Annotated in this window: 9 protein-coding genes and 1 pseudogene; 5 read left to right on the forward strand and 5 right to left on the reverse strand. The window is 65.8% G+C overall.

The genetic code is table 11. The features are described from left to right. Window positions 1–23: 23 nt before the first annotated feature. The 3 genes from ACQPYM_RS27670 to ACQPYM_RS27680 all read left to right on the forward strand — a co-directional run bounded on the left by ACQPYM_RS27670 (window position 24) and on the right by ACQPYM_RS27680 (window position 2,191). Window positions 24–656 (forward strand): LysE/ArgO family amino acid transporter, encoded by a 633-nt coding sequence (locus tag ACQPYM_RS27670; protein ID WP_433005929.1) that lies wholly within the window; start codon window positions 24–26, stop codon window positions 654–656. A gap of 236 nt (window positions 657–892) precedes the next feature. Further along, window positions 893–1,612: a DUF4291 domain-containing protein gene (locus tag ACQPYM_RS27675; protein WP_433005932.1), complete on the forward strand. Its 720-nt coding sequence runs from the start codon at window positions 893–895 to the stop codon at window positions 1,610–1,612. Window positions 1,613–1,864: 252 nt separating this feature from the next. After that, window positions 1,865–2,191 (forward strand): hypothetical protein, encoded by a 327-nt coding sequence (locus ACQPYM_RS27680; RefSeq protein WP_433005935.1) that lies wholly within the window; start codon window positions 1,865–1,867, stop codon window positions 2,189–2,191. A gap of 736 nt (window positions 2,192–2,927) precedes the next feature. On the opposite strand, the gene ACQPYM_RS27685 is transcribed toward ACQPYM_RS27680, so the two are convergent. From ACQPYM_RS27685 to ACQPYM_RS27695, 3 genes and pseudogenes are all read right to left on the reverse strand, one after another. After that, the gene (locus tag ACQPYM_RS27685; RefSeq protein ID WP_433005938.1) at window positions 2,928–3,155 is read right to left on the reverse strand and encodes a hypothetical protein; all 228 of its coding nucleotides are present in this window, start codon (window positions 3,153–3,155) and stop codon (window positions 2,928–2,930) included. Window positions 3,156–3,324: 169 nt separating this feature from the next. Beyond that, window positions 3,325–6,735, reverse strand: coding sequence for an RHS repeat-associated core domain-containing protein (locus tag ACQPYM_RS27690; RefSeq protein ID WP_433023397.1), 3,411 nt, complete (start codon window positions 6,733–6,735; stop codon window positions 3,325–3,327). 84 nt (window positions 6,736–6,819) lie between these two features. Then, a pseudogene (locus ACQPYM_RS27695) lies at window positions 6,820–7,509 on the reverse strand (DUF6531 domain-containing protein); the annotation flags it as partial. A 222-nt stretch (window positions 7,510–7,731) separates the two neighbouring features. On the opposite strand from ACQPYM_RS27695, the gene ACQPYM_RS27700 reads away from it, so the two are divergent. Then, complete coding sequence (locus ACQPYM_RS27700; RefSeq protein WP_433005941.1) at window positions 7,732–8,358, forward strand: DUF6308 family protein; 627 nt, start codon at window positions 7,732–7,734, stop codon at window positions 8,356–8,358. 43 nt (window positions 8,359–8,401) lie between these two features. Here ACQPYM_RS27700 and ACQPYM_RS27705 read toward each other — a convergent pair whose 3' ends face one another. After that, window positions 8,402–10,120, reverse strand: coding sequence for an LLM class flavin-dependent oxidoreductase (locus ACQPYM_RS27705; protein ID WP_433005944.1), 1,719 nt, complete (start codon window positions 10,118–10,120; stop codon window positions 8,402–8,404). Between the two features lie 111 nt (window positions 10,121–10,231). On the opposite strand from ACQPYM_RS27705, the gene ACQPYM_RS27710 reads away from it, so the two are divergent. Continuing rightward, window positions 10,232–10,672 (forward strand): MarR family winged helix-turn-helix transcriptional regulator, encoded by a 441-nt coding sequence (locus ACQPYM_RS27710; protein ID WP_433005947.1) that lies wholly within the window; start codon window positions 10,232–10,234, stop codon window positions 10,670–10,672. A gap of 4 nt (window positions 10,673–10,676) precedes the next feature. On the opposite strand, the gene ACQPYM_RS27715 is transcribed toward ACQPYM_RS27710, so the two are convergent. Continuing rightward, a complete protein-coding gene (locus ACQPYM_RS27715) occupies window positions 10,677–13,751 on the reverse strand; it encodes a BTAD domain-containing putative transcriptional regulator (RefSeq protein ID WP_433005950.1) in 3,075 nt (1,024 codons plus the stop codon). Between the last annotated feature and the right edge of the window lie 12 nt (window positions 13,752–13,763).

Below are 13,763 nucleotides of genomic sequence, written 5' to 3' on the forward strand. Positions count from 1 at the left end.
CGGAGGACAATCACCACGCAGTCGTGACCGCGGCCCTGATCGCAGGGCTCCTCGCCGGCTATGGCATCGCCATGCCCGTCGGAGCCATCGCGACGTACCTCGTAGCCCTCACGGCCCGCACCTCCCTGAAGCTCGGCGCGTTCGCCGCCCTGGGCGTAGCAACAGCCGACGGCCTCTACGCCCTCATCGCCACCCTCGGCGGCTCAGCCCTCGCGCCATTGATAGAACCGATCACCGTTCCGCTGAAGTGGATCTCGGTGCTGGTCCTCCTCGCCCTCGCGACACGCGGCGCAACCACAGCAATAACTCACCACCGCCGACTGCAATCCACCAAGCCGCCACCCACCACCCCACCCAGCGCGACCCGCGCGTACTTCGCCCTACTAGCCATGACGATGCTCAACCCAACCACCGTCATCTACTTCACCGCTTTGGTCCTAGGCAGCCAAGACGCCACCACCCCAACCCACCTCGAACAATCAGTCTTCGTCCTAGCCGCCTTCGCCGCCTCAGCCTCCTGGCAACTAGCCCTAGCCACCAGCGGCGCCCTCCTAGGTCGCCTCCTCACGACCCCCACCGCCCGCCTACTAACCGCCCTACTCTCAAGCCTCCTGATCACCGCCCTAGCCCTACACCTACTCGTCTCGACCCTCTGACCCCAACGCGCCGCCTCGGCTCGAGCCCCGAGGCGGCGTTTCAGATCCGAACACCCACCCCGACTCGTACACCACCCCGCACGCCACACACACACGCGCTGCTCAGCACGAACCCCCATACGCTGCACAGTCAGCAAACAGCTGGCACGAACTGGAGACTGAACACCCAGGACAGTGCTCTCGTAACCGGTGACCTGACACCCGACCTGACCGCCTGCCAACACAGAATGGGTTCCATGTCCGAAGCAACGCCGTACCGGCAGATCCGTGCGCTGTACGACGACGACACGATCGCGGTCTATCAGGCCTATCCACCCGAAATCGCCGAACCCGCGCTCCGGGCCGGCACCTTCGTTAAGCCTTTCGGCATGTCCCGGATGACGTGGATCAAGCCGTCCTTCCTCTGGATGGCCTACCGCTCAGGCTGGGCCACCAAGCCCGGTCAGACCCGCGTACTGCGGATCCGCGTCACCCACGAGGGCTTCGAGTGGGCCCTGTCCCACAGCTGCCTGAGCCACTACGACCGCAAACACCACGCATCGGCAGCCGCCTGGCGCACCCAGCTCCACCAGTCCCCCGTGCGTATCCAATGGGATCCCGAGCAAACCATCCACCTTCAACCCCAACCGACCATCCGCTCAATCCAGATCGGCCTCTCCGCGGAAGCTGTCCCCCTCTACGTCAACGACTGGATCACTTCCCTCGAAGACATCACCGAGGAGATGCACGCCATCCACACCCTCACCCGCACATCCCCTGCCGACGCGGCCGTCCAAACTCCCCGCCGAACATCCCTACCCGCTCTCAGCTGGCCTAGCCAAACAAATAGCCGCAACCCCGTACGACTAGCTGCGGCCCCTAAGCAACCTCGATCGCAGTCGCGCCGGCGACCTTCACCAGCCACTCGAGCGCGCCGATCGGTGCCGACCATCCGTCGACATCGATCCAAACCCTGAGGCGGTGCGGTCCGTCCTTCTCAGCTCCCAGCCAGTACCACTCCGTTCGCACGGCTGAAGCCATTCAAGCCAGTCCGACAGGGCCCACGGCTGACGATCCTCAACCTCTCCCTGCTCAGCAGGCGGAAGCGACCTCCACCAGGCGAGCCACCTTTGAGCCTCTTCCGCAGACTGCTCCGGACCGCAAGCAGCCACGAACCACTCCGGCAACTCCCGCCGCCACCTCACCGAGCCGGGCCAGTCTCGACCGGCGTGCCGCAACACGACCTCCAGCACCTCGCGACACCGCTCAAGCAGCAAAGCACTGTCTACCGACTCGACGACCAACTCGATCGCAGCAATCTCAGCTACACCGACGACATCCCCACCAAGAAGACGTCGCCGTTCCTCTGTCGCTCGGCCTCCAGCACCCATCCACGGCTACCTACGCCAGGGCGGACTCTGTATGGCGAGCCACCACGAGTCGTCGACCTCCAACTCATCCATCGCCAGCCCCTGCTCTCGCACCCGCTCCACGAACCGCGCTGGCAGGCGCACGCCGTGGTCCTTCACATAGCGAGCAAGCCCTTCGGGCCATAGGTGAACCATGTCCGTCAACTCCAGCGATCCATTACGTCGCCCACAGAACCTGCACTCGGACGGCCCCAGGTAGGCGCGCGCAACGAGCCCTGCCGCAGATAGAGCACGGTGTCGAGGCGCTCACTCTCATCCCAGGTCTCGTCCACATAGCAGCGCACATCGGCCAACCCGATCCACGCCCAGCCCAGTAGCCGATCCGCACAATCTTGCTCATGTGATCACATCCCAGGGCCGGACTGAGCCCTCCACCACTCGGTCTCCGTATCTACGTTGTCCAGGCGATCCAGTTCGGCCACGACATGGTCGACGAAGATCTGAGGCAGTCGAACATCGTGAGCCGTCAGGTAGTGGGCCAGTCCGTCAGGCCAGTACCAAACGCCGTCCGTCAACTCGAGCGCGCCATTCTCGACACCGCAGATCCGACAGGTCGAAACCCCTCCGAACCCCCTGAAGACGAAGCCTTGGGTCAAATAGTCGGCCACGTCCTCCCGCACTTCCCGATCCCAACTGGAATCCACGAACGCCCGAGGATCAGGCCACCCTGGCGCCCTCGGCCCCGCCCAGTAACCAATCAACCTGAACGTCATCCTGGTACTACGACCCATCGCCCGCCATCCCCGTCACGATCTCTCGCCCACCCGATTCAGCATCAACACCGAACTCTCACGGCGCGCCCGCTCAATGAGTTGCTCGAACGAGAAATTGACGGCACCACTCACTGCCTGCCGCTGCCGGATCACTCGCGAACCTCTACCTCTACTCGATAATGTGTCTTGAAATCATTCGCCAACTCGGGCCCGGCGAATCGCGGCACTCGAGCTTCCCACCAATTGATGCTTGATCGCACATCATGATCCGTCAGCAAGGCGCGATACCGGTCATCGATTGTTTCAACTTCTGCACGCACCCAGGCCATCTGATCGAATTCAGCTAGCGTGGAGTCTCGCATGACATCTTCGAGCATTCGCCTAACATTTCGGTCATTCCAAAACTCGTCGATGCCATCCGAGTACCCTTCTTCGCAACTTCCGACAAACTCTTCCCACCGTCCGATCAACCCCGTAGGCGAGAGTGGACGACCCCACCCCTTCGACTCCGTCAAGTCCCTGAACGCTTCCAAGAACGCGGCCGTGTCAGTTGTGCCCATATTGACTCCAGTAATAGTCCATTGGATCACCATCCGGGCGGAAAAATGTGATGATACTGCCGCTTCTAGAGCGGACCCCAAAATACCCACTTACGGGGTCCACTCGAATGATCGCACCATCTGAGGGCCTGATTCCTTCGATGGACCCCGGCTGTGCTCCGCCTCCCATAAACAGTCGGGCATTTTGCCGATATTCAGCGAATCCGCGGAACTCCGGCAGGTCGCCTGCATACTCATCGCCGGTCTTCTTGAGGCCGTACTTGCCTTTCGGCTTCAATATGACACCTTGCACATGTTTAGAATAATGCCTGAATGCAGTGCGATCATTTGCGAAGTCAGCCACTCGCACCATGTCAGTGCTTGCAGTAGCACTCTGTGAGGAGGTTGCGCCACGCGCTGCCCTTCCTAGCGCTGGGAAGCGGCTGGCTACTGCGCCTATGGCTATGTCGGCGGCTAGGGCTGAGCAGTTGCCCTTTACTACGCAGGCTTTGGAGTCCAGGACGCCGGCGGTGCCTGCGGAGAACATGCCGGTGGCTGCGGAGACTTGCAGGAACATGGGGACGGCGGGGGCGCAGTAGCGGACGATGGTGCAGGTGACTGCGCCGGTCAGGGCTGCTGTGGAGGTCCAGCCGGAGACGGTGGAGACGTCGGTGAGGGTGCCTTCGATGTCGCTGAGGCCCTGCAGGTCGTTGTTGGAGATCGGGTTGCCGGCGGCATAGGCGTAGGGCTGAGTGCTGCCGCCTTGGTCTGGTGACAGGAACGTGGCGGTCGTGGGGTTGTACTCGCGTTGGCCCATCAGGTAGTTGCCGTTCGGCAGCTGGAGGGCGCCCGCATAGGTCGGACCGGCTGGCTTTGGTGCCGCACTGGTCGCCTGGCGAGGGGCGCCGTAGGGCTCGTAGTCGTAGTGATTCAGTGACTTTCCGGCTGCGGCAACCAGCGAGCCTGCCCGACCGGACAGGAGTTCACTGGTTCCGCCGGCGGAACTTTGGGCGATGAGGCCGGCGCCGTAGCTGTAGCGCTGCGCGGTCTTGCCGCTCGCCGTCTGGAGGATCTGTGGAGACAGGGCATCCCAGAGGTACGTAGTCGTTCGGGAGCCGGAGGTCGAGCTGGCCCGGCGACCGTCACCAGTGTGGGTGTAGGTCGTTGTGGCCTTGTCAGTTGTGGACGAAGTTGGTTTGCCTGCGGCGTTCCACGCGAAGGCAATGGTCCCGTCGGAGGCGAGGTTGCCGTCGGCGTCATAGCTGTACGAACGGGCCGACGGCGGAGCCCGTGGATACTCCTTGGGCGCCGTGATAGAGGCGAGCAACTCGCTGCCCGGACCGTAGAGCGACCAAGTGCTGCCGGTGGGACGGTTCTCCCAGGTGCGATTGCCAGCGCCGTCATAGGCGTAGCGGAGGTAATCGGTCGCATCGTCAGAGCACTTGTCGACCGCGTAGCAGACCTCGGTCAGACGGCTCAGCGGGTCGTAGCTGTAGGCAACCAATCCACTGACCGAGTCCTTTGACCTCACCAGGTTGCCAGCGGCGTCGTACTCGGATGAAACCTCTCGAACAGTCTTCCCGGCCTGCGTCAGTTTTAAGGAGGTCTCGCGCTCGAGCGCGTCGTACAGGCGCGTTTCAGTCAGACCGCTGGGTCGTTTGACCGTCACTGATCCACGGGCAAGGTCATAGCTGTACGACGCCAGCGTCTTGCCGTCGACCTTCGCCGAACTCAGCCTGTCGACCTGATCCCAGGTGTAGCTCTCCGTGTGGCCGGCCGCGGTTCGTGCCGCCAGGTTGCCGGCACGATCCCACTGGTACGCGATCGTCGCGCCCGGCCGGGTGACCGAGCTGAGACGATCGAAGGAGTCATAACCGAACCGAGTGGTTCCTAGCGCGTCAATCATCGCCGTCCGACGGCCGACGGCATCCCAGGCGAATGAGACCGGCACGGTCTTGTCGGAGTACTCGAGTTTGGTCATCGCTCCGCGGGCGTCCAGCGTGAAAGACGCCGTCTTGCCCGAAGGCAAGGTGGTGCGAGTGAGACGGCCGGCCTTGTCGAAGCCGAACCGCCAGGTCCGGTTGCCGTACGTCGTCGCCGTCGTTCGCCCCGCACCGTCGTATTCGAAGGCCTGGCTACGTCCGCTGGCGTCGGTGTGCTTGGTGACCCGACCTGCCGCGTCGTATTCCGCAACTACCTCTGGCAGGGACGGATCAGGACCTTTCACCCCCACCAACTGGTCCGCATCGTCGTACCGGAACTGGGAGGCACCACCGCGTGGGTCGGTGACAGAGGTGAGCCGACCGCGCTCGTCGTAGGTCTGCTTGGTGGTGATGCCCAGTGGTCCACGCTGCTCGAGCAGCTGACTATCAGCCGAATAGACGTACGACGTGCTCTGTCCACGCGGCGAGGTGGTTTTGGTCGGACGACCCCAACCGTCTACCTCTTGGGTGGTCACCCGTCCTGCGGGATCTGATACGCGGAGGAGATCACCATCGGCTGAGTAGGTGAGGCGGGTGACTCGGCCCAGCGGATCCCGGACCGCGGTCACCAGACCCCGGTTGTCGTAGCTGACGGTGGATGCAGAACCCGCAAAGGCAGTGCCTGTGAGGTTGCCCTTGGGATCGTAGGTGAAGGTCGTGCGCCGGCCGATCGGGTCCGTGGTCGCGACCAGGTCGTTGGAGGCGCTGTAGCTGTATCGGGTCACGTTTCCGGCGGCATCGGTCGAGGCGGTGCGGCGGCCGTGGGCGTCATAGACATGCCGCGCGCCATGGCCGAGCCCATCGAAGACACGGATGAGGTTTCCGGACGAGTCGTAGTGGAACGTGACAGCCGCGCCGGTCGGATCGACCTGTCGGACGAGCCAGTTGCGCTCGTACTCGTTGACCCACTTGCCACCGACGGGATCGGTCATTGTGGAGGTGCCGCGAATGCCTGCCGGTTCCCAAAGCCAGGAGGTCTTCCCGCCTTTTGCGTCGGTCTGGCTGATGACCCTGCCGTCCGCGTCGTATTCCGTCGTGAGCGAAGGCTTCGTCGCGGACCCCTGGAACTGCGTAGCGAGCCGCCCGCCACCGTCGTACCCGTAGGTGGTCTTCGATCCACCCGGCGACGTGACCGAGGTGAGACGACCTTCTGTGTAGGCGTAGTTGACGCTGCGAGGTTCGGTCGCCGGTGCAAGTAGCGTCACCGACGAGATCAGGCCGTCGTCGTTGTAGGCGTACTTCAGAGAGCGCCGGCCGTTCGCGACTTCGCTGACCCGTCCATCGGATCGCTCGACTCTGACTCCCTGGCCATTGCGGTCGAGAACCGCGAGGAGGTCACCTGCGGCAGAGAACCGCATCCGCATCTGGTCGAAGCTGGTCAGCACGTAGCCGTCAGCGGCCTTGGTCAGGCTGAATCGTGCCGCCCCGGGTTCCACAGCGAAGGTGCCTCGGCTGCCGGCGAAGGTGATCTCTCGGCCATCCGACGCCAGGTACGTCGCAGAGTTGCCGGACAGCGCAAGCCGGTCGGAGTACGACGGGCGCCAGCCTGGTCCCAGCGCACCGGTCGCCGAGTCGTTCGAGTTGTAGGTGCGCGTCGCCGTCAGCGGCACACCGGGCCCAGGAAGTGCCGCGTCGGTCTCGACCGCCGTGAGCGCACCGGTCAAGGAGTTGACCGGGTCCGATTGCATGGCGAATGGTCCGAACAACCCGCGAGCCTGCTTGTCGGGCAAGGTGAAGCCTGGCGCACCCGCATAGATATTGACGTAGCCACCGGCGGAGCCCTTGCCGTTCGTAAGGGTGGCGCTGAGCAGGCCGGGCGACGAGGGCATCTTGCAGTCGAGCGGAACGGTGACGGTCCAGGTGAGGGACTGGGTGCGCACCGGCTTCGGCCTGGGGTGGTTCGTGCACGGCCATACGCTCACCTGCCAGATGCGGACATCCGTCAGTTTGATGACGCAGATGTTCAGCGACGGCGCGAACGTGCGGGCCTGGAAAGTGAATGTTTGGCCGGTGCCTGCGTGGCCGAAGCCGCCGTCGTTGGCTAGCTGGGGGCCTTTGGTCAGGAGTTCGCCGCTGGCGGTGATGCTGACGTCGACGTGGATGCAGGTGCCGTCCTCGGCGTGGGCGGCGACGGGGTGCATGGCGCTCAGCGGGACGAGGAGGAGGAGCGAGAGGAACAGCAGGAGGAGGCGTGGGCCGGTACGGGGCATCTTGCCTCCTGTCGGTGAGGGGTGGTGACTGAGAGTTTATGGCGATCGGGAGTTGGTATGGGGTGGTTGGTTACGGGGTGTGGATAAGTGGGGATGTCACCCTGTGCGAGGGCGGGGCTGGGCGTCCCCTACGATTCACCGCATCCGGATGTACTTCGGATTCGCCGACGGATCGCCCAATCCGGCTGGCGGGTCTGCCACGAAGAGTGTGAGGGTGTGGCCATGAACATCGGTAGTCGCAAGATCGTCGTGGACGAGGCCATCGCGCAGCTGCGGCTGTACGCCGAGACGAACGGCGCGGTGCTCAAGTACTACGACGGTCTGCCCGGCATGACGAACGTCGGCGGATCCGAGCCTGACCGGGTCACGCTCGAGGACCTGGCCCGGACGATGGTGGCCGGCTCCGACCTGCGCGCCGCGGACATCCCCTGGCTGCTTGAGGTGGACGCGGACAAGGAGTTCGCCGCGGTACCAGCTGATGCGAAGCTGGAGGACGCGGCGCCCGGTACGCCGTTGTTCGAGGCCGCCACCGCGCTGGACGAGAAGTTCAGTGGGCACCGCGGATTCGGGCACGCCAAGAAGTCCAAGTTGCTGCACCTCAAGCGGCCGTATCTCTTCCCCGTCAGCGACAGCTTCATCCGGATGACCTACAGCGAGGCGTCGGCGGGGCCCGACTTCCTGGCCGCTGTGCACCGCGACCTGGTCAACCCGGCTAACGTCCGCGACTTCAAGCTGCTCCAGGTCCGACTGATTGCCGAGCCGGCCACCTCCGCCGCGCGCGTACTGGCCGAGGCGCCCACGCTGCGGCTGCTCGACATCCTCGCCTCTCTGCTGGGCGAGGCGAAGTAGCCGCCTGCGTCTCGCTTGTCCTGTGGCGAGGCCGGGCTCGTCGCTACATGACGCCTAGGCGGGCCAGCGGCTCGACCAGTTCTCGCTCCTCGTAGGAGAGGTGGGAGAGCAGGGCGTCGTCCAGGAGGTCTACGGCGGCGCGGAGCTTGTCGATGGTGGCTGAGCCGTCTACGAGGGCCACCAGGGCCTTGTCGACGCCTTCCAGTACGTCGTGGATGACCAGGTGCTCTTCCTGCAGGCGGTCGACCACTGGGGCGAGCTGCGGGTCGGCCCGGCGGAGGCGTGGGAAGAGCGTGGCGTCTTCGAGCGAGTGGTGTGTGGTGACCAGGCGGCAGTACGACTCGCAGTACACGCCTAGGGTCCAGTTGTTCTGGCGCATGGTCATCGTGTTGATGTGGGAGCGAGCCTGGCCGACGCCCATCGAGCCGGCGGCTACCTGTTCCACCAGGTCGTGGATCTGCTCGAGTTCGGCTCGCAGGTGGTCGTGCACCTGCACCAGATGCTGCCCCGAAGCCAGCTCCTGCGGCGAGTAGACGCGCGTGGGGTCGAGCGCCGGCCCAGTCGGCCGCTGCGACTCGTCCCACGGCTGTACTCCGCTCCGCCTGGTCGCGGGCGCCGGCGTCGCCACCACGCTGAAGTTCCCGCGCCGTCCACCGGCTGCGCCGGTGGACGGCGCGGTGGAAGAGAAGGGCGCAGCACCCGGAGCCGGGATGCCCGTGGCCTGGGTGCCCGGAGCCTGGGTGCCAGCGGTCAGCGGGCTTGAGGTCGCCGGGTCGGTGGTGCCGGCAGCGGGCGAGTTGGTGCCAGTGGCGGTGGAGTGGGCGGCAGCTGGGGCGCTGGCGGTGGAGTGGGCGGACGACGGATCGCTGGTTGTGGCGCTGGTGGTTGTGCGGGCCGAGGTTACGGCTTCTTGTACTGCGAGAGCCACCTCGGCGAAGCGGTGGATGTCTTCGGGGGTGTCTGAGGCGAGGATGTAGGTGCTGATGCCTTGGGCGAGGGTCAGTTCGGTTAGTTGGTCGACCCACTGAGCTTCTGGGCCCTGGAGGAAGCCGCCGTGGCCGGTGAAGTTGCCTGAGATGTTGTAGAGGCGGCGCACTGCCGACGGTTCGCGGCCGGCCTCGACAGCCGCCTCGTCGATCAGCTTGTTGAGGGCGGGGAGGTCCTCCGGCGGCAGGTAGCCGCTCGACGGCAACCACCCGTCGGCGAGGCGTCCGGTGAGGGCCAGCATGCGCGGTTTGTAGGCGCCCAGCCAGATCTGCACATCATGCGCCGGCGCAGGACCGCGCTTGGCGCCCGCCACCGTGTAGTGCTTGCCCGGCAGCCGGATCCCTCCACCAGTCGGAGACCAAACCTCGCGGATGATCGCGATGGCCTCCTCCAGCGCCGCGATGCTCTCCCCTGCCGTCAATCGCGGCCCTGCGTTGGCAGCGACCGCCTCCAAGAACCCGCCAGCCCCCAGCCCGAGCTCAACCCGCCCCCCGGTGATCCGGTCGAGGGTGGCGACGCTGCGGGCCAGCACGACCGGGTGGCGCAGCGGCAGGTTGGCGACGTTGGTGGAGACCGACACCCGCTCCGTGTGAGCGGCGATGACGGACAGCAGCGTCCACGCGTCGAGCAACCGCGGCTGGTACGGGTGGTCCTGCACGGTCACCAGGTCCAAGCCGACCTGCTCGGTCAGTTGGGCCAGCGCGATCACCCGGTCGGGGTCGTCCACCGCCGGCGTCAGGAACGTGCCGAACGTCAGTTCGTGCCCGTAGTCCATACTCCACCCTCTAGCTCAAGTAGTTCGTGTCACGTAATATTGGCTCGACGAACAAATTACTTCGTGCCGCGAACAATCACAAGCGGGAACAATCACAAGTGAGGAGCAGCCGTGAAGGAGACCCTGGGAGCCGCCAGCGGGCTGGTGCGGCTGACGTTCCTGGTCCAGAACCTGTACGCCGAGGTCGGCCGCGGCTGCGATCTCACCACCGCCCAGGCGCAGATGCTGTGCTCGCTCGCGGACCGGTCCATCGGCATGGCCGAGCTGTCGAACATGCTGGGCCTGGAGCGATCCAGCCTGACCGGCCTGGTGGATCGCGCCCAGCAGCGCGGCCTCGTAGTACGGGAGGACGATCCGCAGGATCGGCGCGCGGTGAAGGTCGCCCTGACACCCGCAGGGTCGGCGGCGCTGCACCGGTTCCACGATGAGCTCACCGACCGTCTGGATCAGTTGCTGCAGGAACTGCCCGCCACCGAGCGCGACCGGTTCACCAAGACCCTGGGCCGTGTGGTCGCCGACGCACCGGCGGTCTTCGCAGACACCGGCTCCTAGGACCTCAGGAAAGAACCTCCGCGAAGGCCTCCTCCAACTCCAACCGCCCACCAGCCTCGTACTGCGCCTCAAACGCATCCCCACCCAGCACAGCCCGAGCAGCGTCAGCAGCCCGATCGATGTCGGCCTGCTCGGCGGCACTCACCACATGTCCCTCAGCACCCCGTACTGCGGCCGCAACCCCCAGCAGACGCGCAGCCACCACCTTGTCATCCACAGCCCCGGCAAGACCCTCCAGCGCCCAGCACATCCCCCGCCGCGACTCGAACTCGCGTGAGATCCGGTACGCCTCCGCATGCAACTCCCGAGCGCGCACCAGATCGCCCTGCAGCTCCACCGTGTAGCCCAGCTCCTGCAACACGATCGACAGGTACAACACCGGCTCATCCTGCTTACGAGCCGCATCGACCATCGCCTGCAACCGCTTCTCGGCAGACTCCAACTCACCCGTACGCCGGTCCGCAAACCCCAGCACGAGCTCACCCAACGCCTGCGTCGCGCGGTGGCCCTGTTCCGTAGCCAGCCGCAACGCCCGTTCGCCCAAGGCCTTCGCTCGCCCGTAGTCGCCCTGCCGCAGCGCCGTCCAGCCCAGCCACCCCAACTCCCCGGCCACCTCGAGCCAGAGGTCAAGCGCCTCGGCCATCTCCAGGCCCTCGGTGTGGAGCCGCACAGCCTTGTCGAAGTCACCCTGCAGCTCGGCCAGAGCACCAAGCCAGCCAGTTGCCTGCAGCAGGCCCCACCGATCGCCCAGCAGCCGGAACAGGCGAGCACTCTCGACCGCATCCCTCTCCAGCGCCTTCAGGTCGACGCGGACGTGAGCATGCACAGCCCGAGCCGCCAGCACCGCAGCGATCCCCCACTGGTCACCGGAGGCCTCGAAGGCCTCCAGGGCGTGATCCAGCATCGCCGCACAGGCCGCAAGGTCGCCAGAATCGCTTGCAGTAAAGGCAATGAACCACTCAACCCTCGGGTCAGTCAGAGTCGCCCGCTCGCGTATAGCGGCCGCACTGACATCGCCCTGCGCATAAAGAAACCCAGCAAGCCAAGCAGTCGCCTTTGCAGAAGACGGCAGAGCCTCCAGCGACCGCCTGGCCTCAGCAAACCGCCCCCGAAGGAACCAGTACCAAGCAAGCGCATCCACCAGCCGCTCGGCCAGCTCAAGGTCACCACCGGCTACAGCGCCGTCCAGCGCGGTCCGCAGGTTGCCGGCCTCATCGTCCAGCCGCTGCAGCCACTTGCTCTGCTCAGGACCAGTCAGATAGCAACGAGCCGTCTCTGCGAACTCCGTGTAGTACAGGTGGTGCCGCTGCCGCACCAGCTCCAGCTCGTCGGCCTCGCGCAGCTTGTCGACGCAGTACGCCGCCACCGACTCCAGCAGCCGGTACCGCGGCCCGTCCGACCCGTGCACCGACACCACCAGCGACCGGTCCACCAGCCGCATCAGCACGTCCAGGACGTCGACCCCGTCCTCGCAAGACACCTGCTCGGCCGCATCCGCAGTACAGCCGTCTGTGTGTACTGCGAGGCGGCGCAGTACTGCTTGCTCGGACGGCGACAGTAGGTCCCAGCTCCAGTCGATCATCGCCATCAGCGTCTGCTGCCGAGGCGCAGCACCGCGATGCCCGGTCGCCAGCAACCGGAACCGGTCATCAAGCCGAGCAACCAGCCCCTGTACTCCGAGCGCGCGCACTCGCGTTGCAGCCAGCTCCAGCGCCAGTGGGATCCCGTCGAGCCGCCTACAGAGCACCGAGACCGCAGTGGCCGACTCCTCGTCCAGCGAGAACCCACGGTCCGCCGCAGCCGCCCTGGCGACGAACAGCTGCACGGCAGAGGAGTCCTCCAAGTCAGGCAATGCAGCAGTGACCGCAGGCACCTCCAAGGGAGGCACACTCCACACAGCCTCCCCAGTGAGCCCCAGCGGCTCCCGACTGGTCGCCAGCACTTTCAACCCCGGCGCAGCAGCCAACAGGTCGTCAGCAAGCGCTGCAGCCGCCTCTATGACGTGCTCACAGTTGTCCAGCACCAGCAGCAGCTCCAACGACGACAGAGCAGTGACCAGCGCACCAGCCCCGGCTCCAGCCGAGTCCCGCAGATCAAGTGCCGCCTGTACTGCGTCTGTAAGCGACCCTGCGACGTCCAGCGCATCAGGTGCAACCGCTGCCAACTCGACCAGGATGACGCCGTCTGGGAAGCGACTGACCAGACCGTCGGCAGCAGCAAGCGCCAGCCGCGTCTTGCCGACTCCCCCGGGACCGGTCAACGTGACCAGTCGGTCGGCGTACAGGCGGCTCTGGACTTCGGTGATCGCCTGGCTGCGGCCGACGAGTTCTGTGAGTTGCGACGGCAGGTTGCTGCGCCGGCGCGCTCCGGGGAGTTCCTGCGTCAGGATGGACTGCTGCAGCTCTACGAGCTCAGGCGTCGGGTCCAGGCCGAGTTCGTCCGCCAGGAGCGTCCGCAGCTGCTCGTAGCTCTCCAGAGCCTCGCCCTGCCGCCCAGCGCGGTACAGAGCCTTCATGTGCGCAGCACGGAGCCGCTCCCGCAGCGGGTGCTCCGCCAGCACGTCAGCGACCTCACTGATCACCGCGTTGTGATCGCCTCGCGCCAGCCGGGCCTCGAAGTACTCCTCGGTGGCAGTGAGCCGCTGCTCGCTCAGGCGCGCCACAGCCGTCTCCACGAACGCCTCGTCGGCGAAATCCGCGTACGCCGGTCCGCGCCACAGCGCGAGCGCCTCCTCCAGCCGCCCGTGCTCCAGGTGCGCAGTGAAGCCCAGGGCGTCGTACGAGCCGCTGTCGACCTTCAGCGAGTAGCCGGCTGGGCCGGAGACGACCAGTGCTCGGCTGCCGGGCTCGGCGTCCTCGAAGGCGCGGCGGAGCTGGGACACCTTCGCGGAGAGCGTCCCGGCTGGGTTGCCCGGGAGGTCCTCGCCCCACAGGTCGTCGATGAGCCGGTCCGCCGGTACTGGGCGCCCCTCGTGGACGAGGAGGTCCGCCAGCAGCGCACGCACCTTGAGACCCGGGACGGTGACCGGTTCGCCACTGTCCGTCCAGGCCGTCACCGGTCCGAGCACCCCGAAGCGCATGGCCGCACTTTA

Source organism: Kribbella sp. CA-294648 (genome assembly GCF_050943845.1).
In the GTDB taxonomy this organism is placed as follows: Bacteria; Actinomycetota; Actinomycetes; order Propionibacteriales; family Kribbellaceae; genus Kribbella.

Excerpts from the sequence above, each read along its gene's own strand:
- ACQPYM_RS27675 (WP_433005932.1), top strand. The coding sequence starts at position 893 with ATGTCCGAAGCAACGCCGTACCGGCAGATCCGTGCGCTGTACGACGAC.
- ACQPYM_RS27685 (WP_433005938.1), bottom strand. The coding sequence starts at position 3,155 with ATGCTCGAAGATGTCATGCGAGACTCCACGCTAGCTGAATTCGATCAG.
- ACQPYM_RS27700 (WP_433005941.1), top strand. The coding sequence starts at position 7,732 with ATGAACATCGGTAGTCGCAAGATCGTCGTGGACGAGGCCATCGCGCAG.
- ACQPYM_RS27705 (WP_433005944.1), bottom strand. The coding sequence starts at position 10,120 with ATGGACTACGGGCACGAACTGACGTTCGGCACGTTCCTGACGCCGGCG.
- ACQPYM_RS27715 (WP_433005950.1), bottom strand. The coding sequence starts at position 13,751 with ATGCGCTTCGGGGTGCTCGGACCGGTGACGGCCTGGACGGACAGTGGC.